General features: G+C 35.2%; 22 protein-coding genes. 12 read left to right on the forward strand and 10 right to left on the reverse strand.

Annotation, left to right across the window (positions count from 1 at the left end):
- Positions 1-39: 39 nt before the first annotated feature.
- The gene (locus tag SJY09_RS04995) at positions 40-195 is read right to left on the reverse strand and encodes a hypothetical protein (RefSeq protein WP_396637864.1); all 156 of its coding nucleotides are present in this window, start codon (positions 193-195) and stop codon (positions 40-42) included.
- A 118-nt stretch (positions 196-313) separates the two neighbouring features.
- Between SJY09_RS04995 and SJY09_RS05000 the strand changes: the two genes are divergently transcribed.
- The gene (locus tag SJY09_RS05000) at positions 314-901 is read left to right on the forward strand and encodes a DUF6090 family protein (RefSeq protein ID WP_396637865.1); all 588 of its coding nucleotides are present in this window, start codon (positions 314-316) and stop codon (positions 899-901) included.
- Here SJY09_RS05000 and SJY09_RS05005 read toward each other — a convergent pair.
- The 3 genes from SJY09_RS05005 to SJY09_RS05015 form a co-directional block, all read right to left on the reverse strand.
- Positions 852-1,682 carry an IS3 family transposase gene (locus SJY09_RS05005; RefSeq protein WP_396637866.1) on the reverse strand — a complete coding sequence of 277 codons (831 nt, stop codon included), beginning with the start codon at positions 1,680-1,682 and terminating at the stop codon, positions 852-854. The genes SJY09_RS05000 and SJY09_RS05005 overlap by 50 nt on opposite strands.
- Before the next feature lie 47 nt (positions 1,683-1,729).
- Positions 1,730-1,996 carry a transposase gene (locus SJY09_RS05010; RefSeq protein ID WP_116769775.1) on the reverse strand — a complete coding sequence of 89 codons (267 nt, stop codon included), beginning with the start codon at positions 1,994-1,996 and terminating at the stop codon, positions 1,730-1,732.
- 405 nt (positions 1,997-2,401) lie between these two features.
- A complete protein-coding gene (locus tag SJY09_RS05015) occupies positions 2,402-2,557 on the reverse strand; it encodes a hypothetical protein (protein WP_396637867.1) in 156 nt (51 codons plus the stop codon).
- A gap of 113 nt (positions 2,558-2,670) precedes the next feature.
- Between SJY09_RS05015 and SJY09_RS05020 the strand changes: the two genes are divergently transcribed.
- The 7 genes from SJY09_RS05020 to SJY09_RS05050 all read left to right on the forward strand — a co-directional run bounded on the left by SJY09_RS05020 (position 2,671) and on the right by SJY09_RS05050 (position 9,786).
- The gene (locus SJY09_RS05020) at positions 2,671-3,249 is read left to right on the forward strand and encodes a hypothetical protein (RefSeq protein ID WP_396637868.1); all 579 of its coding nucleotides are present in this window, start codon (positions 2,671-2,673) and stop codon (positions 3,247-3,249) included.
- The gene (locus tag SJY09_RS05025; protein WP_396637869.1) at positions 3,250-4,293 is read left to right on the forward strand and encodes a DUF262 domain-containing protein; all 1,044 of its coding nucleotides are present in this window, start codon (positions 3,250-3,252) and stop codon (positions 4,291-4,293) included.
- 296 nt (positions 4,294-4,589) lie between these two features.
- Entirely contained in the window at positions 4,590-5,261 is a 672-nt protein-coding gene (locus SJY09_RS05030) for a hypothetical protein (protein ID WP_396637870.1), read from the forward strand.
- A 713-nt stretch (positions 5,262-5,974) separates the two neighbouring features.
- Positions 5,975-7,330 carry a ParB N-terminal domain-containing protein gene (locus SJY09_RS05035; RefSeq protein WP_396637871.1) on the forward strand — a complete coding sequence of 452 codons (1,356 nt, stop codon included), beginning with the start codon at positions 5,975-5,977 and terminating at the stop codon, positions 7,328-7,330.
- Complete coding sequence (locus SJY09_RS05040; protein WP_396637872.1) at positions 7,315-8,268, forward strand: DNA adenine methylase; 954 nt, start codon at positions 7,315-7,317, stop codon at positions 8,266-8,268. Before SJY09_RS05035 ends, SJY09_RS05040 begins: the two co-directional genes overlap by 16 nt.
- 172 nt (positions 8,269-8,440) lie before the next feature.
- Complete coding sequence (locus SJY09_RS05045) at positions 8,441-8,845, forward strand: RusA family crossover junction endodeoxyribonuclease (protein ID WP_396637873.1); 405 nt, start codon at positions 8,441-8,443, stop codon at positions 8,843-8,845.
- Positions 8,845-9,786 carry a hypothetical protein gene (locus SJY09_RS05050; protein WP_396637874.1) on the forward strand — a complete coding sequence of 314 codons (942 nt, stop codon included), beginning with the start codon at positions 8,845-8,847 and terminating at the stop codon, positions 9,784-9,786. Before SJY09_RS05045 ends, SJY09_RS05050 begins: the two co-directional genes overlap by 1 nt.
- 159 nt (positions 9,787-9,945) lie before the next feature.
- On the opposite strand, the gene SJY09_RS05055 is transcribed toward SJY09_RS05050, so the two are convergent.
- The 6 genes from SJY09_RS05055 to SJY09_RS05080 form a co-directional block, all read right to left on the reverse strand.
- Positions 9,946-10,743: an alpha/beta hydrolase gene (locus SJY09_RS05055; protein ID WP_396637875.1), complete on the reverse strand. Its 798-nt coding sequence runs from the start codon at positions 10,741-10,743 to the stop codon at positions 9,946-9,948.
- The gene (locus SJY09_RS05060; RefSeq protein WP_396637876.1) at positions 10,736-11,614 is read right to left on the reverse strand and encodes an alpha/beta hydrolase; all 879 of its coding nucleotides are present in this window, start codon (positions 11,612-11,614) and stop codon (positions 10,736-10,738) included. The genes SJY09_RS05055 and SJY09_RS05060 overlap by 8 nt, the downstream gene beginning before the upstream one ends.
- A gap of 87 nt (positions 11,615-11,701) precedes the next feature.
- The gene (locus SJY09_RS05065; protein WP_396637877.1) at positions 11,702-12,244 is read right to left on the reverse strand and encodes a hypothetical protein; all 543 of its coding nucleotides are present in this window, start codon (positions 12,242-12,244) and stop codon (positions 11,702-11,704) included.
- A 50-nt stretch (positions 12,245-12,294) separates the two neighbouring features.
- Positions 12,295-12,792, reverse strand: a complete 498-nt coding sequence (locus SJY09_RS05070) for a Dps family protein (protein WP_396637878.1) — start codon at positions 12,790-12,792, stop codon at positions 12,295-12,297.
- A gap of 209 nt (positions 12,793-13,001) precedes the next feature.
- Entirely contained in the window at positions 13,002-14,096 is a 1,095-nt protein-coding gene (gene corA / locus SJY09_RS05075) for a magnesium/cobalt transporter CorA (protein ID WP_396637879.1), read from the reverse strand.
- 23 nt (positions 14,097-14,119) lie between these two features.
- Positions 14,120-14,923 carry a tRNA pseudouridine synthase A gene (locus SJY09_RS05080; protein ID WP_396637880.1) on the reverse strand — a complete coding sequence of 268 codons (804 nt, stop codon included), beginning with the start codon at positions 14,921-14,923 and terminating at the stop codon, positions 14,120-14,122.
- Between the two features lie 122 nt (positions 14,924-15,045).
- On the opposite strand from SJY09_RS05080, the gene SJY09_RS05085 reads away from it, so the two are divergent.
- The 4 genes from SJY09_RS05085 (at position 15,046) to SJY09_RS05100 (ending at position 18,615) form a co-directional block, all read left to right on the forward strand.
- Entirely contained in the window at positions 15,046-15,480 is a 435-nt protein-coding gene (locus tag SJY09_RS05085; protein WP_396637881.1) for a hypothetical protein, read from the forward strand.
- A 185-nt stretch (positions 15,481-15,665) separates the two neighbouring features.
- Positions 15,666-16,148 carry a hypothetical protein gene (locus SJY09_RS05090; RefSeq protein WP_396637882.1) on the forward strand — a complete coding sequence of 161 codons (483 nt, stop codon included), beginning with the start codon at positions 15,666-15,668 and terminating at the stop codon, positions 16,146-16,148.
- Between the two features lie 278 nt (positions 16,149-16,426).
- Positions 16,427-17,125, forward strand: a complete 699-nt coding sequence (locus SJY09_RS05095; protein ID WP_396637883.1) for a response regulator transcription factor — start codon at positions 16,427-16,429, stop codon at positions 17,123-17,125.
- A complete protein-coding gene (locus SJY09_RS05100) occupies positions 17,122-18,615 on the forward strand; it encodes an ATP-binding protein (protein ID WP_396637884.1) in 1,494 nt (497 codons plus the stop codon). Before SJY09_RS05095 ends, SJY09_RS05100 begins: the two co-directional genes overlap by 4 nt.
- The last annotated feature ends 35 nt before the right edge of the window (positions 18,616-18,650 follow it).

Genomic DNA, 18,650 nt, shown 5'->3' on the forward strand with positions numbered 1-18,650 from the left:
ACAAACATACGAGCCGATACCGATAACGAAACTCCACCCCTACTCCAAAGCAGCATCCATGGCGTTCTTAAAGACCTCAAAATCTTGTAGGTAATGATGCGCGTCATCTTCTACAGTTAATATGTACTTTTCATACAACCGCATTTTTCTGTTCAAAACTTTCTTACAAACTTTGGTAAGAACTCTTGAATTCATTTTGGAGATTACTGAAATTGCACTAGCAACCGATAAATGGAACCTGTGCTGAGCTTGCCGAAGTGTTGAAACTCCACTTATCTAATCGTTGTGCTTCATTATGACCAACCACTAACCAATGATAAAATTCTTCAGAAAAATTCGTCAAAAAATGTTGTCTGAAAATAAGTTCAGCAAATATCTACTCTATGCGATTGGCGAAATTGCCCTTGTTGTAATCGGAATTTTAATTGCATTACAGATAAATAATACGAACGAACTAAACAAACAACTAAGGCAAGAACAGAATTATCTCATTGCATTGCAAAAGGAATTTAGCTATAATGCAGAGATGCTCGAGAAGGTAATTAGCAATAATACCCGTTATGCCGATGCCGCAATTGAACTTTTAAAACATACAGGTCCTGACGAACCCGATTTAACGGAAAAAGATTTTTCAAAACTACTATTGCGCACAGTCAGTAACGAAATAATGTATTTACCCAGTAGTGGTGTTTTGGAAGAAATCATTAGTTCTGGAAAATTAGACATATTTCAAAATCAGGAATTAAAAAACTTGTTATCATCTTGGAGTGGTGTAATGTATAAAGTTAGGTTTCAAGAAACAGAGTTAACTAAATATAGAATGGCTTTGACCGATTGTAGGCTTCCCTTTATTAGGACACCTCTAAATTCGATAAATAATTATTATTTATGTCAGGTTTGATGAAGAATTTAAATTCTTCATCAAACCTGGGCATGTATTCTTTGGGTGATTTATTACCCAGAGATTTATGTGGATGATTAAAGTTGTAGTCCTCTCTCCAGTTGTCGCTTATCTTTTGAAGTTGATAGATGTCATTAAAATAATAAGCATCTAGTATATCTTCTCTGAAAAATCTATTGAAACGTTCTATGTAACCATTTTGCATTGGTTTTCCGGGCTGTGTATATTTAATTTCTATATGGTTTTTTGTACACCAATTCATAAATGTCCTTGATATAAATTCAGGTCCATTGTCGCACCGAACATATTTAGGTGTCCCTATTTCTTCTTTGAGGTTTTCTAATGTTTCCACTACTGCTCTAGCTGGGTATGAGAGTCCTGCATTGATTGCAATAGCTTCACGGTTACAATCATCTATGATATTGAAAACACGCAGCTTTCTTCCATCTATAAGGGCATCGCTCATAAAATCCATACTCCAACATTCATTAAGAGTTGATGGAGTTTCTAAAGGTTGCTTTATGCGCTTTATCAAACGCTTCTTATGTTTACGCCTAAGGCTGAGCTTCATATCACGATATACTCGCAATACACGCTTTCTGTTCCATTTTAGGCCTTCACGACGAATCTTGTAGTAATACTCATCAAAACCTCTGGTAGGATAGGCTTCTGCTAACTCGGTCAGTTTATCTATAACCTCGCTATCGTCTCTTTTACTCTGGTAATACCACATTGACCTGCTTAAACCTACTACACTACAGGCACGTACAATGGGAATCACATATTGTTTGATGAGATACTTTGCTCGAACTCTCTTGTCGGAAGGCCTTAGAACTTTTTTGATAGTACATCCTTTAGCATCTTATTATCTAAGCTAACATCTGCATACATCTGTTTTAACCTATTATTCTCATCTTCTAATTCTTTCAACCGCTTAAGTTGTTGTTGCTCCATACCACCGTACTTCTTACGCCAGTAGTAAAATGTGCTTTTATCTATTCCTAATTCTCTTGAAACATCGCCAACGGATCTTCCTTGTTGATTTTCTTTTAGAGCCTTGATAATTTGACTCTCGCTAAACTTGCTGTTTTTCATCGTGACAGTTTGAATTTAAAGTTAGTAAATTCGAATTATGAACTGTCCTATTTTTAGGGAAGCCTACACGATATGTGGATGGATTCTGGGAATTCGAGAAAAGCAGCTTTTGAAAGTTATGGAAATCTTTTTGGTATAGATAATTCAAAGTTTGATACTGGTAATAGACATTTGCTAAATTCAGTCCAATTTGAAAACAATTTAGAAGCTTTTGTGTTTTCGTCACGTTTTGCCAACGAGAATTATTATTCGAATTTGGATGAAAAAATAATTTCAATACTTGGAATTATAGAATCCGAATTGGAACATAGACAAAAATAACGAGAGCACAACAATGTATATGAAATCATAGCCGCCTATCGGCAGTCTACGCTTCATATACTAACCGATAACGAAACTCCACCCCTACTCCAAAGCAGCATCCATGGCGTTCTTAAAGACCTCAAAATCTTGTAGGTAATGATGCGCGTCATCTTCTACAGTTAATATGTACTTTTCATACAACCGCATTTTTCTGTTCAAAACTTTCTTACAAACTATTGTAAGAAGTCTTGACTTCATTTTGGAGATGAACGAACTTCGTTATAAACCGATAAATGGAACCTGTGCTGAGCTTGCCGAAGTATGGAGACTCCACTTATCTAATCGTTGTCCACAATGCAAGAAAACCTAGAATGAAAGAACAATTCTTATATGATTTGATTGACTTACCAATATCCTTTCTTGCTTCAAAATGGATACTTGAAAGAACGCCTTTTGCTTTTGAAGAAGACTCTGAGTCTTATTTAAAATGGAAAGAAATGCTGAGTGAAAAAATTCAAGTTGATAGTTCTGCTATTGTTTTTACTGGAAGTTCAGGTTGTGGTTTTAGCTTAAATCCATATAAAGATTTTAAAGAATTTAATGAGGAATCAGATATAGATATAGCTTTAATTTCTGACCATCATTTTGATATTGCGTGGCATTCGCTTCGAAATTTAGGAGCAAAATACTATTCATTAACGCCAAGACAAAAAATTTCAGTAGACGACCATGTAAATAGACTTATTTATTATGGAACAATTGCTACTGACAAAATACTTCCAATTTTACCTTTTGGAAAAGAATGGACTATTGCACTTAATCAAATGTCAAAAGAAAATCCTGTTAACGGAAGAATAATAAATATTAGAATTTACAAAGACTTTAAGTCTTTAAGAGATTACCAAACTAATAATCTCGAAAAGCTACGTCAAAAATTATTAGAAGAATAAATGGATAATTATTTAAGTACTACGCAAAGAAATGTAAGCTGGTTTAAATCTGCTCACGAAAGAAATGAGTTAAATATCAAACCACCATTTCAAAGAAACCCAGTTTGGGTAAATAGGCAAAAGAGTTATCTCATCGATACAATTCTGAATAAATTTCCTATTCCTGAAATTTATATGCAGGAAGCAGTAGACGAAAAAGGAAAGGCTAAATATATTATTGTTGATGGACAGCAAAGGATAAGAGCAATTTTAGAATTTCTAAGTGGTGAATTCTGCATGGATTCTAAAGACAGTCCTGATTTTGCAGATATGTATTTTGACGACTTATCACCAACTCAAAAGCAAGATATATTCAAGTATAATTTTATAATCAGAATCTTACCTGATGTAGCAGACCCCTTATTGAGAGAAATATTCCAAAGATTAAACAAAAATACTGTTGCTCTTAACAAACAAGAATTAAGACAAGCGACTTATTGGGGTCCATTTATTAAAACTATGAACAAACTTTCTGACAAAGATGTCTGGCAAGAATTAGATGTTTTTACAGCTAACGATATCAGAAGAATGTTAGATGTAGAATATATAAGTGAATTAAGTATTGCTGTTCTTCACGGTCATCAAAATAAAAAACAAAGATTAGAAGACTTCTATCAAATTTATGAGGAGGAATTTGACGAGAAAAAAGAATTAACTGAAACTTTTGATACGGTTTTGAAAGAAATAAACACAATTATATCTGAAGTAAAAAAATCAAGATGGAGGAAAAAATCTGATTTCTACACCTTATTTACGGTATTTGCAGAGCATAAAGATTCTCTTCCTCTAAGTAGCGACAAAAGAAGTGAATGTAAAGAGGTTTTACAAAAATTTGGTAGCGAAATTGACTATTTTGTTAAGACTAACAAAGATGAATTAATTGAGGTTGAATTATCTGATAACGTTAGTACTTATGGAAAAGGAATTCGTGCGACTACTGACCTTAGTAGCAGAAAAGCAAGATTTGAAGGACTTAGCAAAGAACTGAATTCGATATTTGAATAAAGCACTATGGGCAACAATGTATAAAAATAATAGCGGTTTAATCGCTAAAACGAAAGTAAGTAAATATAAAAAAGGTCTGCGTTTAACTAAAAAGTTAGTGAGTGAAAATCCGCTACCTTTTAAATAAACAGTTTTTTACTGTTCAAAACTTTCTTACAAACTATTGTAAGAAGTCTTGACTTCATTTTGGAGATGAACGAACTTCGTTAACAACTGATACATGGAACCTGTGCTGAGCTTGCCGAAGTATGAAAACTCTACTTATCTATAGATTGTAAGCCATTTAAAAAACATATATGAAGGATTCTTTAAATTTTATTTTGGGACCTCAAGGACTAATTCTCCTTGGAGGTATTCTAGCTCTCGTTGGAGCATTTTGGTCCTCAAGAAGGGACTTATCCGCCGAAAAAGAAATAAATAAAAAAAATGAGATTATTATTCAGAAAACTGAAGAGATATCAGAACTAAACAATAAGATTGTGAATGTATTAACCGGAGGGAATTCCTTTCCTGTTGTTACGTTTGGCATTCCAGATAGAATACATGGTACCCCAATATTGTCGTTGAATGGAGAAAATGCTATTCCTAATGTTTCCGGTTCTTTCATTGATGTAAGAGAATTAAGAGAAGACCAAAAGGAAGGGGATATTGCGAGTAGTGTTGGAATGAACTTTCATAAAAACATTGTTTCTCCCGCTTATGTTATGTTTGTAATTGATGAAAAAACATTTTTGGACATCTCAAAAGGAGGTCGTTATATGATTCATTTCTATACACCATACAACTCATTTACCCAGTTATTAGCAGTTGAACCTAGTGGCATTGATGGTTATCCTTTGCAAGCATATAAAATTTACAAAGGCGACCTTACAGATGAAGGATTAATACACACAAAATATCCAGAAAATTTCCCTATTCCTTTAGAAGAAATTGATTTTTTGGAAGCTTTGACTTCTGAAGATATATAAAAAAATAGGTCGAAAAAATAAACGCCACACAACAAAGGCTAAAATTCAATGCTTGCGGATTTCCTAAACGGAAATCACGTGGAAATAGCTAACTTTGGGTTCGGCTGGATTGTCCTTCGGACGAATCACGGCAACGTGCCATACCCAAACCGATAACGAAAAACCATCCCTGTCTTAATTCTTTTTTTTCTCTAATAAAATAAACTATCGTTAAACTTTCAACGTATTTCCATTCTTTTTAGGGAAGGCTACAGCATCATCCATGGCGTTCTTAAAGACCTCAAAATCTTGTAGGTAATTGTGTCTAATACAAGCGCTAATGTAAAACCGTTTTACACGTACTAACGGCTGTGTTCAAAACTTTCTTACAAACTATTGTAAGAAGTCTTGACTTCATTTTGGAGATAAACGAACTTCGTTATCAACCGATAAATGGAATTGAAACTCCACTTATCTAATCGATAACGAAACCCTATCCCTACTCCAAAGCAGGCTTCATGGCTGTTCTAAAACTTTAAAATCCGGTACCTTTTAAATAAACAGTTTTTTGCTGTTCAAAACTTTCTTACAAACTTTTGTAAGAAGTCTTGACTTCATTTTACGGATTAGCGAACTTCGTTATCAACCGATAAATGGAACCTGTGCTGAGCTTGCCGAAGTGTTGAAACTCCACTTATCTAATCGTTGGGCACAATATAACCAAACATTAAACTATGGGATACACAAGAAAATTAATTGACCTATCACTTCTCAACATTAATATCGAAAATCCTCGATTTGAAATGGTTGGGAATCAAAGAGAGGCAATCAAAACAATGATTGATGACCAAGGCGATAAATTAACCAAACTCGCGACCGATATTGTTGAGGAAGGATTAAATCCGGGCGACCCTATTTTTGTAGTTCAACACGAGAAAAAAGAAGACCAGTTTAATATTCTTGAGGGAAACAGACGAGCAACAGCACTAAAATTATTAGAAAATCCCGACTTAATTCCAGAAACCAAGAAAGCTCTACTGAATAAGTTTAGGAAACTATCCGAAGAATATAACAAGTCACCGATTGATAAAATAAACTGTGTCCTTTTCGAGAGTGAGGATGATGCTGAACATTGGATTGAATTAAAACATACTGGACAAAATGACGGAATTGGTACGGTAAGTTGGGATGCACAACAAAAAGCAAGATTTGACGAACGTGTAAAAGGCACGTCAAGTTATGCCTTGCAAGTCATTGACTTTTTGCATAAAGAAAGTACAGTAGAGAAAGACATAAAATCCAAATTAAAAGACGTTAAATCTTCATCTTTACAACGTTTAGTAACCGACCCAGACTTTAGACGAGTTGCAGGAATTGAAATAAAAGATGGAAAAGTTCGTACTAAATTTGAGCCAAGCGAAATTGCTAAACCTTTATCAAAAGCTGTTAGGGATTTATTAAGAAAAGACTTTACAGTAAAGGATATCTACTACAAAGATGATAGACTAAATTATTTAGAAACGTTCAAGAAGACCGACCTGCCAGACAAAACACAGGAATTAGCTGGTAATTGGGAATTAATAAGCACAACACGTCCAAAAAAGATTGACCCTAAAAAAGCTAAAAAGGCCAAGAAAAAAAGTACTACTCTCATATCAAAGAGAAAAACTATTATTCCTAAAAGCACAATTATTCCTATAAGTCAACCGAGAGTTAACAAAATTTATCACGAACTCAAAGATTTAGATTTGACAGATTTTGAGAATTCTGGTGCGATTACTTTTCGAGTTTTTATAGAATTAACATTAGATACTTATTTAGAGACATTTCCTTTGGCATCTGTAAATGATAGCAGTAAATTGAGCCACAAATTAAAAAGTGTTGCAAAAGATTTAGAAACCAAAAAAATACTTCCAAAAGACAAATTAAAGGGTGCTTATACTGCGTCCACTATGAAAGATAGTATTTTTTCAATCAACACATATAATGCCTATGTTCATAATAAAGACTTTCATCCAGACCCTGAAAGTCTAAAAAAGAATTGGGATAATTTAGAGATTTTTTTCGTTAAAATATGGGAGTTAATTTAAGCACTAAACATTATTCACCACTTCGCTATCCTGGAGGAAAAGCGAAATTATCATATTACGTTCAATTGTTAATTGATTACAATTTAATCAATGACGGCCACTATGTGGAACCATACGCTGGCGGAGCGAGTGTAGCACTTTCATTATTATTCAATGAGTTTGTGAGTGAGGTACACATTAACGACTTTGACGTTAGAATTTATTCTTTTTGGAATTCCATTCTCGAAAACACAGATGAGTTTATAAAAAAAATTGAAACGACAGAATTGAATATTCAAAATTGGAAGAAACAAAAAATAATCCAACAAAACTTTCAGAATTACACAGAAATGGAAGTCGGATTTTCAACATTTTTTCTTAATCGCACAAACAGGTCTGGAATTTTAAAAGCAGGTGTTATTGGAGGTAAAAACCAAGATGGAAAATGGAAAATGGATGCTCGATTTAATAAAGAAAATTTAATTGAGAGAATTAAAAAAATAAGTCGTTATAAAAATCGAATAAATTTATACAACGAAGATGCTGTAGATTTGACACAAAAGCTAAACAAAAAACTTCCTCAACAAACTCTCTTTTATTTCGACCCACCTTACTACAAAAAAGGGAAAGACCTTTACATTAATTTCTACGAACACGCCGACCATCAACAAATTTCTGATATAATTAGTACGCTAAAAAATAGATATTGGTTAGTTTCCTACGACAATGATAAAAATATTAGCGATTTATATTCCAAATTCCTTCAGCGTACTTATCAATTAAACTATCACGCTAATAATGCAACGAAAGGAACAGAAATAATGATTTATTCAGATAATTTAATCGTTCCTGAAATGAACAGCCCAGTTGATAAAATGGAATTAAAAGAATTTAATGAAAATGGATTAAAGGCAGATTGGATATATCAACGAAAAAATACTGTGCCCAACATCGTATAAAAACAATAGGGCAATTTGTATCTAAACCGGAAGGTTTGGGCGCATTTGCAAGGTCTCCAAATTTTTAAATTTGGCTTGTGTTCAACCGAATGGCAACAGCATATTTTCAGCCCTACTGTTCTTATACACAACCGTCGTGCTTAATGCTGAAAAAAAATAACCAAAATAATTAATGTTACCAATTGAATTTACATTTGAAGGTCCGCCTTTGTCTTTCCAGTCCAAAAATAAGACTAGGAAGAGAGCTTATAAAACAAGGGTTGCTACTGAGGCACAAGCTGTTCTAGATGCTGGATTTACATTAATTACGGATGAATTAGAGATAGTGATTACTTATTATTATGAAGGACAAACACCTGATATTGATAATATTATTAAACCAATTCAAGATGCTTTAATTGGTATTGTGTATGTAGATGATAACCAAATTGCCGATACAAGAAGTAGAAAAAAATTAATTAATGGAAGCTATGTCGTAAGAAATGTTTCTTTAGTAATTGCACAAGCATTTAGTAAAGGTTCAGAATTCATTCACGTTAAAATAGACAGTCACATTATAACTCAAGAATTAGACTGATGGAAAAAAATAGCAACTACAAAAATATAGAACGAAGAATTAAAGAAGTAGCAAATGACTATACTTTAAAAGGATATGATGTAATCATCTACCCTAATCATACTAATTTGCCAAACTTTCTGAAAAACTTTGAACCTGATATTCTAGCGAAAAAAGACGATTTTAATGTCATTATAGAAGTAAAAACAAGAAATAATCAAACTGATTTTAAAAAATTAGAATTTTTAGCAAAAGAAATTGAAAGCAGAAAGAACTGGCGTTTTGAATTAGTTTTTACTAATCCAAGAGTGAAACAAATTAAAACTAACGAATTTACTGTTTTAAGTGAATTAGCAATTAATAACAGATTATTAGAGATTAATAAACTGATAGAGATTGAGTCCTTCGAAGCTTCATTTTTACTTTCTTGGGCAACTATTGAATCTGTATTACGCAAAAAATTAAATGACGAAAAATCAAAAACAGATAAAAGCCCAACACTATCAGTAATCAGAAATATGTTTTCACTTGGTTTAATCAATCAACACGATTACAAAACACTTCAAAAGAGTAATAGTTTAAGAAATAATTTGATTCACGGATTCGAGCAAAATATTGATAGAAATTCTGTACAAAAGTTAGTTCAAATAATAAATTATTTAACAGGTCAAAATAACGAATCTGAATGGTTAGAATGGCTAAATGCTGTTGATTTAGAAAATTATGAAGAAATATATTCGCTTTATTTAACAGCTCTCAATAATGAAAGTTATGGTCTTTTCGATGTAACAGAAGAAATGGAAAATATAGTACTAAAAGCTGACCATATGGATGAAGTTTTAATATTTGAAGATTCAAGCTCACTGCGCAGTTTTGCGGAATTTGTGGAAGAAGAATATATGGATGAAATGGGAGCGGAAGGATATTATGCATTTCATAGAGCAATGGAAAAGGATGATTAGAACGGAAAAGCACTAAGCACAACAATGTATAAAAATAATAGCGGTTTAATCGCTAAAACGAAAGTAAATAAATTAAAAAAAGGTCTGTGTTTAACCGAGAAGTTAGTGCGTAAAAACCCGCTACTATTCTTATACTAGACCGATAACGAAACCCCACCCCTACTGCAAAGCAGCATCCATGGCGTTCTTAAAAACCTCAAAATCTTGGAGGTAATTGTGTTTACCCCCTTCTATAGTATAAAACGTTCCCTGACCTTCGGGAACTTGGGTAAACAAGTCCTGCGCTTGCTCAAAAGGGATAATACGGTCCGCTGTACCATGAATAATAGAAACAGGACATTTTACCTGTTGCACATAGGCATTGGAGGGAAAACGGTAGTTGGCCAATAAATCAATAGGGAAAATAGGAAAACGGTGTTTTCCCAATGCCACTGCGCTATAAAAAGGGGATTCCAAGATGAGCTTACAGGGACTATTCGCTGCAGCTAGCCCGGAAGCCACGCCAGTCCCAAAAGAACGACCATACACTACAATCTTGCTTTCGTCATACCGCTGTTTCGTATAATCGTAAAAAAGTTGCGCATCACTCTTTATGGCAGCTTCACTCATTTCGCCGGTACTTTTGCCGTAGGTTCTATAATCCACAAAAATGGCATCGTAATCATAGCGCGTCACTAAATTAGCGACATGGATTAAATGGGAGATATTCCCAGAGTTCCCATGAAAATAAAGCACCACACCTTTTTGCGAATTGTTCTGGATATGAACGGCATTCAATTTGGCACCGTCTTTAGCGGTTAGCCAAAATTCCTCATAGGGCTGACAAAAATCATAGACATGATTTGCTGGCATTTTTGAGGGAATAAAGATGAGTTTTTCTTGAAAGATATAGGTAAAGCCAAGCAACAATACATATAAAATTACGAGTACAATACCGATTTTTTTAAGTCTACGCATTCGTTTTCTTTGAGGAGTGCTTCACGTTTATACTAGAGCCTTCCAAATTTACTGGTTTTGGACGGGAGGTGATGATATCTGCCAACATTTTATGATAGGCTTCAAAGGTGTTCAGGTTTTTATGTCCGCCACCGATGACGGAATGCAGGGTAGTAGAATTCGGTTGAATTTTAGAGAGTTTTACACTGGTTTTATACGGGATGAGTCTATCATCTGTACCATGTATGATATGGATAGGACATTTTACATATTTTAACCATTTATAGGTGGGCATGGGAAATTTTATGAGTAATGACAAGGGCATAAAGGGCACGTACTTTTTCGCTACTTTACTTAAGCTATAGTACGGAGCATCCAGAATAAGCATACGTGGACTATTCATGGAGGCCAACTTCGTGGCAAAACCAGAGCCTAAAGAACGGCCGTATAAGATGATGTACTTCTCCGCTACGTTGTCCTTGATTTTGTTGTAGACCACCTGTAAATCGCGCTTAATGGCCTTTTGGGTTCTTCTTCCCGTACTTTTTCCAAAACCACGGTAATCCACCATAATTACATCGTAACCATGTCTGGTGAAATCAACGGCAAATTTACCCCAACCCTTAATACTCTTGGAATTTCCTTTAAGATAAAAGACAACACCTTTGGGGTTTTGTGTTTTAAAACGGAGTCCGTTGATAATGGCACCGTCCCTAGTTTCAATATTATACTCCTCAATTTCTTGGTTTTCATAATAGAATTGAAAGTCCTTCGCCAGCTTTTCGGGCTTAAACATCAAGAAATCCTGCAAAAAATAGACGAGGATATTTATGACGAGATAAACGATTACTACTATCGTTAAAACATATTTCCAATCAATGGTGCTGAACATACCTTCTCAATGTACGAAATATGTTTCATTATGTTGAAAACAAAAAAGACCCCAAAAGGGTCTTTTTTACAATATATGTGGGTCGGATTATTTCGAATCTGACATCTTCATCGCGTTCTTGGTATACTCTTCTACCATAAACTCAATCTCTTTCCCGTTGTTATCGGTAAAAATGTAGGTCTGTTTGTCCGCAAACTCATTCTTGGACTTTAAACTCATATTTTCGACAATTTTCAGGTTTTCCCCTTGGTCTATCGCTACGGCTAACTCATTTTTATTCGATATCAGCACAAAATCCTCTGGCATGTCCGAATTGTAGGTAAAAACAATCTTTTCATCAAAAGCGTCATCCGCATCATTATCTATTTTTACCGTTTTGGTAATTTTCGCAATGCCATCGATTACTCGGGATTGGTCTATTTTGGTGCTATCTTCTTTATCCAGTCGTACTGCAGTATTTTGCATTGTGCTAATCTCCACGGTGCGTTTTACCATTTCTTTCCCATTATTTACGGTATAGGTCTTGGACTGTACCGTTTCCAAAGCTTCCGTGGGATTATCCTGGGCCAAAGCCACTCCGGTGGTCATCATTAAACTTGCTATTATAATATTTATGTTTCTAGTTCTCATTTATACTTTTGTTTTATATGTTAATTAATCGTTTTTAATTGAATGTACTCCTATGCTGAAGTTGCTTTTAGTCGCTCAGAATTTTTTCTGTTCCATGCATCTAACATCCAACTATTCTTCTCTAGTTCTCTTATATAAGCTCCAATCAGGTCAATAGTACCTTCATCATTGATTTCATCGGCCTTATTTACTACGACCGTCATCTGCTTTAACAGTAGACTATGTGCTTCCAGCAATTCGTTTACCATTTCCACGTCGCTTAAATTGGTGTCACTTTCTTTGATGGACGACGCCTTCAGATATTCCGAATAATTACTAATTGGATGATATCTTAAGGTTAGTATACGTTCGGCGATTTCATCTATCTTAATTCTTGCATCTCCATAGAATTCTTCAAATTTCTCGTGTAAATCGAAGAAATTATGTCCTAGAATGTTCCAATGGAAGTTTCTTAATTTTTGGTAGTACATATGATAATCTGCCAATAATGTGTTCAGTTCTTTGACAGTTGGTAATAATTTTTTTTCATCTATATTCAAATAGTTCATGAATTTGATTTTTTTAAAAGTTAAACAAAATGTGTAATTGTTGGAGTGAAGTTCTTGGTGGTCAAAAGAATATTGACGATACTGGCGGAATGCCTTTAAAAGAATGCTGTATTTAATTATCCAACACTCTTAATATAAGGGTATATTGAAAAATGTCAAGTGATTTAACGGTCTTTAACAGCAGTTGGGAAGAATTAACATAAGGAATGTTAAAGCCAGTCTTTTTTCTTAAAATAGATTAACATTGCTAAGAACAGAACGATCATAAGGCCCCAAACATAGTAATAGCCATTCTCCCAATGTAACTCCGGCATATGTTCAAAATTCATCCCATAAACACCTGCAATAAAGGTCAAAGGAATAAAGATGGAGGCCATTATGGTGAGCACTTTCATAACCTCGTTCATTTTATTACTCATATTGCTCATGTACATTTCCATGAGACTCATGCTCATTTCCCTATAAATCTGTAGGCTTTCATTAATTTCCAAAGAGTGGTCCAAAGCATCTCTAAGAAATAACTTGGTATCCTTTTTTATGAGGTGATGCTCCGATTCAATTAAGCGATTAATAAGTTCACGGACCGGATAAATCCACCGTCTTACCTTAAGTACCTCTTTTTTTAGCTGCTGTATATTTTGCGCTACCACAGGTTTAGGGTTGGCATAGACCTCGTCCTCTAAAACTTCTATCCTGTGATTAATCTGTTCCAGCACTAAGAAGTAATTATCGATGATAGCATCTAACATGGCAAAGAACAGGTAGTCTGCTCCTCTATTTCGTATTCTTCCTAATTTTGATTGTATTCTGTTCCGTACCCCATCGAAGACATCCTCCTCTACTTCTTGAAATACCAAAACTGTTTTTTCCATTAAAACCATGGCAATATGTTCTCCTACGATTTCGTCTTCTTTGTTCAGGTACAACATTCGGAACACCCCAAAAATATAATCCTCATATTCATCTATTTTAGGCCTCTGGTCCGTATTAATGGCATCCTCGAGCAGTAAGGGGTTTAAATTGAATCGATTTCCCAATTCCTCAATAAACGGCTCATCCGTTATACCCACCACATTTATCCAAGAAGTATCCAACGATTCTTTTAACTGTACTATGGTCCTGATATCCAAAGGGTCGGACATTTTAAAAGAATCCGCATTGTATTCCGTAACATGTACTACGCTTTCTCCCTTCTCCTTTGTGCCTAGATAGCTAACCGTACCGGGAGCTTTGCCCATTTTACCGGCAACACGAGAAACTTTTTTTTTACGTTTAGGAAGCACTAATTTTCTTTTTTGGGCCATAATTGGATATTTAGTTAAAGATACTAAAAGCGACGAGGGCTATTCTTGAAATCTAGACCATTTAATAAAAGTCCGGAACCTGGGGCGACAAAAGTAAGTTTCTTATCGTAACCCGGTTTTAGGGATTCTTTGATGTCATCCGTGGTCAATTCTCCTTTTCCCAGTTGTATTAGTGCGCCCATCATCATTCTAATTTGATAACGCATAAAACCGTCACCAATGGTTTTTAGGGCGTAGCTATGTTCCGGTAAAAAACTGGCCTCCACATAGGTATTTGTTACGATACTACAGGAATCAACTTGCCGCATCACCCTTGTGTTAGGCTGCAATCTAGCGGTGTAAGCAGAGAAATCATGTTCCCCTTCAAATAATCTTGCGGCTTTTGACATGGTAGCAATGTCTAAATCATCAATGATATTGGCTAAAAAAGGCGCGCAGAAAGGATGGTTCTTAGCTCCAAATGAAAATAGATAAATATATTCCTTGCGTTTACTGTCCTTTATTACATTAAAGTCCTTGGTCGTAGGTATAATCGATGTAACTCTAATATCCGGAGGAAGGTTTCTATTGAATAGCGTAAGGAACTCCGCTAATTCCGGAAGCGGCTCATCCTCTATAAAGAGCTCAAATGCGGCATCAAGAGCAGAAACCTTTGCATCTGTCCTTCCTGCACCGAGAATTTTATATTTTGAATCTGGAAGGATAAATTTCAAGGTTTTCAGGAGCATTCCCTCTATAGTCCGTTGTCCGGGTTGCTTTTGCCATCCGCTAAACCGAAAACCTAAATATTCTAGGCGTATAATGTAATAAAAGCGTTCTTGTTTCATGGTTGTTTACATATACCGTTGTGCATTTCGGAATAGGCCTATGGGCAACGGTCAATAGCATTGCTATGGCTAATTTGTTTTTTTGTAAATTAACCCAACAATTTAACCTAAACCAAAATATTATGACAAATTCGGTAACTAAGCCACCTATGTGGTTTTGGATCGTTAGCGCGCTAGCACTACTTTGGAACCTGGCCGGTGCAATGGCCTATATCTCACAGGCCTATATGAGTATAGAAACCTTAGAACAAATGAGTCAGGCAGAGCGCCTACTTTACGAATCACAACCCGCTTGGGTAACCGGAGCTTTTGCCGTTGCGGTATGGGGAGGTTCCCTAGGTTGTATTGCGCTGTTACTTAAGAAGAAATGGGCAAAACCAGTATTTATAATCTCCCTCTTAGGAATCTTGGCGCAGCAAACCTATTCCTTCTTTATGAGTAATAGTTTTGAAGTGTATGGCCCCGGAGCCATGGTCATGCCTATAATGGTCCTTATCATTGGCATTGCTTTAGTGCTACTGGCTAATATGGCCACAAAGAAAGGATGGCTATCTTAAAAGGATACTGTTTTACTTAAATTTGAACTAAAACATTGATCCATAATTTTATGATTTAGCTATTGTTTGATTTTCAGCATATTATTAATACAAGGCGTAGTTCATCGAATTCATTAAAATAAAAGCTAGGGTAATCACGTTTTGAATTTTAGATTGCGGTTCCCAGACCCCGAAACCTACTTAAAATGAACTTGATTAAGGTAACCAATACTTGGAAGCTTGTCCTTGTTTTGTGCGTATGTGTCCTACTATTATTGGACATTTCTAACTTTTATGGGCTTTATAGCAACAAGTTCTATTTTCAAAAAATAGATAACTATATAATTCCCTTGCTATCGCTAGTACATTTTAGCTACCTGGGTCAATTTTGGTTTAAAATAAAGGAAAATCAGTTTGGAAGTCCAAAAATGCGAAACCTAGAATACTTGCTGTATATTATCGTATTCGTATATATTTTTAAATCCTTTGATACCATTTATATTATTAGCTCCTATGCTGAATATGAAAATTCTTTATTTCCAAGTACTTTTCTCCCTATTGGATTTTTGATTCTATTTCTCTACCTGGCCCTTATCGGGCTTACACTATTACTTTTTCGTTATCGAAAAGAGTTGATTGGCAGCTACCTCTTTGATGACATGAACCAACACGTAGATCACTGGAGCTAAGAACAATTGCTTCGTCATCCTATTATGTTGAATCGATATTCGAGATTTATATGCTCCTACGCTTGGGTCAAAATTAAATGAAATTTTCCTTGAAATGCTTCACGGTCTTGGCCCGAGGTAGTTTACTACGCTTTAATAAAATAGAACTGTTTTTGTAAGGAATCTATGAGAAGCCTGACTTTTAATACGTTACCCCTACAGATAGGGCTATTCCAAAAACACTTCTCACACCGTGATACTTGTGTGATACTTTTTATTTTGCTTTGTAAAGTTCCATTATGAAAGAAATACTAATTATAGAGGATGATCCGGAAATTGTAAAACTTTTGGATATTCACCTAAGCGACCTAAATTTTAAAACGACAAAGGCAAATGACGGTGCTGAAGGCTTGTTATTAGCCTTAAACACTGATTTTGATTTAATTATTCTAGACCTTACGTTACCAACACTGGATGGAATTGAAATTTGCAAAAGGCTTCGGTCGGAAAAGGATACGCCCGTCATCATGTTGACTGCCAAATCTGAAGAAATTGATAGGGTGCTAGGTCTTGAAATTGGAGCCGATGATTATATCACCAAACCATTTAGTATTAGAGAATTATTAGCTCGTATAAAGGCCGTAATGCGGCGTACAATGGCCACATCTGAAAACACTTCCGATTCTTCCGCCATATCTGCGGAAGGACTCTTCATAGACATAGACAAGCGTAAAGTGCTTTTAGAGGATAAAAAAATTGAACTTTCCCCAAAGGAGTTTGAGTTACTCGTTTTGATGGCCTCTAACCCTGGTAGGAACTATACACGAACAGAACTATTGAATATGATATGGGGTTATAATTTTGATGGCTATGAGCACACCGTAAACTCGCATATTAATAGACTTAGGGCCAAAATAGAGTCAGATATGGCCAACCCAAATTATATATTGACCACCTGGGGTGTGGGCTACAAGTTCAATGAAGATATTAGCGCATGAGAACTACTGAAAAGACCTTAACGCCAAAACTAGTTAAGAAATTATGGATAGCTTTTATCCTACTTATCCTTTTAATGGGCTCATCCTATATATTCATTACGGGATATCTTACCCATAAACACAACCAGGCTATTACGCAGCGTGTCAATGCCAATGTTGCCGAACATGTGATACAGGAAAAATTTCAAAACACCGCTCCGTTTTTAGAAGATGGAAGCGTTAACAAAGAGCTCTTTGGTGATTTGATGCATGATATGATGGCCGTAAATCGGAGTATTGAAGTGTATCTATTGGATAAAACAGGAGAGATTCAATATTCGGTAGTCTTGGAGCATAATGAAAATGAGCCTTCAAAAAGTGTCTCATTAGCGCCCATAGAAGCATTCATAGAAAAAGGTGGAACTGAATTTGTTTTGGGTGATGACCCCTTAAATCCGGAAGAATCTAAAATATTCTCGGCCGCACCATTTCATATCGATGGTAAAGAGGGTTTTATTTATATCATATTAGCAGGAAAAGAGTTTCAGTTGATAAGCGATAATCTATTAGGCCAATATTTTACAAAACTGGGCATAGGTGCCACACTGCTCACTATGCTTTTTGCTGCCTTGATCGGCATATTGAGTATTTGGTTTTTGACTAAAAATTTAAGGTTAATTACACAAACGGTCAGAAAGTTTCAAGAAGGGGATTTGGATATACGTATAGCAAATCCGGAAGCATCCGATATAGAAGTATTTGCCCATTCTTTTAATGAAATGGCAGATACTATCGTAGATAATATGGATAAAATGAAATCCGTTGATACGCTGAGAAGGGAACTCATTGCAAATGTATCCCATGATTTAAGGACACCTTTGGCTATTTTAAAGGGCTATGTGGAAACCTTACAAATAAAGCGAGATGCGCTAAGTGAAGAACAAAAACAGGAATATCTTCAGATAACGCATGAAAATATCGACAAATTATCTAAGCTTATTAATCAATTATTCGATTATTCCAAACTAGAAGCAGAACAGGTAGCACCTATTAAAGAACCTTTTTCTATAACTGAACTTTCTCACGACCTTATTGCAAAATTCAAGGTTCTTGCTGAACAGAAATCCATTACGTTGAATTTAGATAATCCGGAAGCTAATTGTATGGTTTTCGCCGATGTAAGCCTGGTGGAACGAGCATTACAAAATTTGATAGAGAATGCCATAAAATATACGGAAATCGGTGGAAAAGTGACCTTGAGCTTACTTAAAAAAGGAAAAAATATTGAAATAAATATTACCGATACCGGAACAGGAATTCCGGTAAATGAACAGCCCTTTATTTTCGACCGCTATAAACAGGTAAATAAAAGTGCCAAGAAACAGGGCTATGGCCTCGGTTTGGCCATTGTTAAGAAAATAATGGACCTACACGATACTACCATAACCGTATTGAGCAAACCAAAAGAGGGAAGTTCTTTTATTTTCAACCTACCTGCTTATCAGCTATAGGGGAAAATAATTGCTATGAAAAAAGCCTTCCACAA

Source organism: Maribacter sp. R77961 (assembly GCF_044594925.1).
Lineage (GTDB): Bacteria > Bacteroidota > Bacteroidia > Flavobacteriales > Flavobacteriaceae > Maribacter.

What these genes read in the sequence shown, in the direction of transcription:
- SJY09_RS04995 (WP_396637864.1), bottom strand. Translation starts at nt 195, where the DNA reads ATGAATTCAAGAGTTCTTACCAAAGTTTGTAAGAAAGTTTTGAACAGA.
- SJY09_RS05000 (WP_396637865.1), top strand. Translation starts at nt 314, where the DNA reads ATGATAAAATTCTTCAGAAAAATTCGTCAAAAAATGTTGTCTGAAAAT.
- SJY09_RS05010 (WP_116769775.1), bottom strand. Translation starts at nt 1,996, where the DNA reads ATGAAAAACAGCAAGTTTAGCGAGAGTCAAATTATCAAGGCTCTAAAA.
- SJY09_RS05015 (WP_396637867.1), bottom strand. Translation starts at nt 2,557, where the DNA reads ATGAAGTCAAGACTTCTTACAATAGTTTGTAAGAAAGTTTTGAACAGA.
- SJY09_RS05020 (WP_396637868.1), top strand. Translation starts at nt 2,671, where the DNA reads ATGAAAGAACAATTCTTATATGATTTGATTGACTTACCAATATCCTTT.
- SJY09_RS05025 (WP_396637869.1), top strand. Translation starts at nt 3,250, where the DNA reads ATGGATAATTATTTAAGTACTACGCAAAGAAATGTAAGCTGGTTTAAA.
- SJY09_RS05030 (WP_396637870.1), top strand. Translation starts at nt 4,590, where the DNA reads ATGAAGGATTCTTTAAATTTTATTTTGGGACCTCAAGGACTAATTCTC.
- SJY09_RS05035 (WP_396637871.1), top strand. Translation starts at nt 5,975, where the DNA reads ATGGGATACACAAGAAAATTAATTGACCTATCACTTCTCAACATTAAT.
- SJY09_RS05040 (WP_396637872.1), top strand. Translation starts at nt 7,315, where the DNA reads ATGGGAGTTAATTTAAGCACTAAACATTATTCACCACTTCGCTATCCT.
- SJY09_RS05045 (WP_396637873.1), top strand. Translation starts at nt 8,441, where the DNA reads ATGTTACCAATTGAATTTACATTTGAAGGTCCGCCTTTGTCTTTCCAG.
- SJY09_RS05050 (WP_396637874.1), top strand. Translation starts at nt 8,845, where the DNA reads ATGGAAAAAAATAGCAACTACAAAAATATAGAACGAAGAATTAAAGAA.
- SJY09_RS05055 (WP_396637875.1), bottom strand. Translation starts at nt 10,743, where the DNA reads ATGCGTAGACTTAAAAAAATCGGTATTGTACTCGTAATTTTATATGTA.
- SJY09_RS05060 (WP_396637876.1), bottom strand. Translation starts at nt 11,614, where the DNA reads ATGTTCAGCACCATTGATTGGAAATATGTTTTAACGATAGTAGTAATC.
- SJY09_RS05065 (WP_396637877.1), bottom strand. Translation starts at nt 12,244, where the DNA reads ATGAGAACTAGAAACATAAATATTATAATAGCAAGTTTAATGATGACC.
- SJY09_RS05070 (WP_396637878.1), bottom strand. Translation starts at nt 12,792, where the DNA reads ATGAACTATTTGAATATAGATGAAAAAAAATTATTACCAACTGTCAAA.
- corA (WP_396637879.1), bottom strand. Translation starts at nt 14,096, where the DNA reads ATGGCCCAAAAAAGAAAATTAGTGCTTCCTAAACGTAAAAAAAAAGTT.
- SJY09_RS05080 (WP_396637880.1), bottom strand. Translation starts at nt 14,923, where the DNA reads ATGAAACAAGAACGCTTTTATTACATTATACGCCTAGAATATTTAGGT.
- SJY09_RS05085 (WP_396637881.1), top strand. Translation starts at nt 15,046, where the DNA reads ATGACAAATTCGGTAACTAAGCCACCTATGTGGTTTTGGATCGTTAGC.
- SJY09_RS05090 (WP_396637882.1), top strand. Translation starts at nt 15,666, where the DNA reads ATGAACTTGATTAAGGTAACCAATACTTGGAAGCTTGTCCTTGTTTTG.
- SJY09_RS05095 (WP_396637883.1), top strand. Translation starts at nt 16,427, where the DNA reads ATGAAAGAAATACTAATTATAGAGGATGATCCGGAAATTGTAAAACTT.
- SJY09_RS05100 (WP_396637884.1), top strand. Translation starts at nt 17,122, where the DNA reads ATGAGAACTACTGAAAAGACCTTAACGCCAAAACTAGTTAAGAAATTA.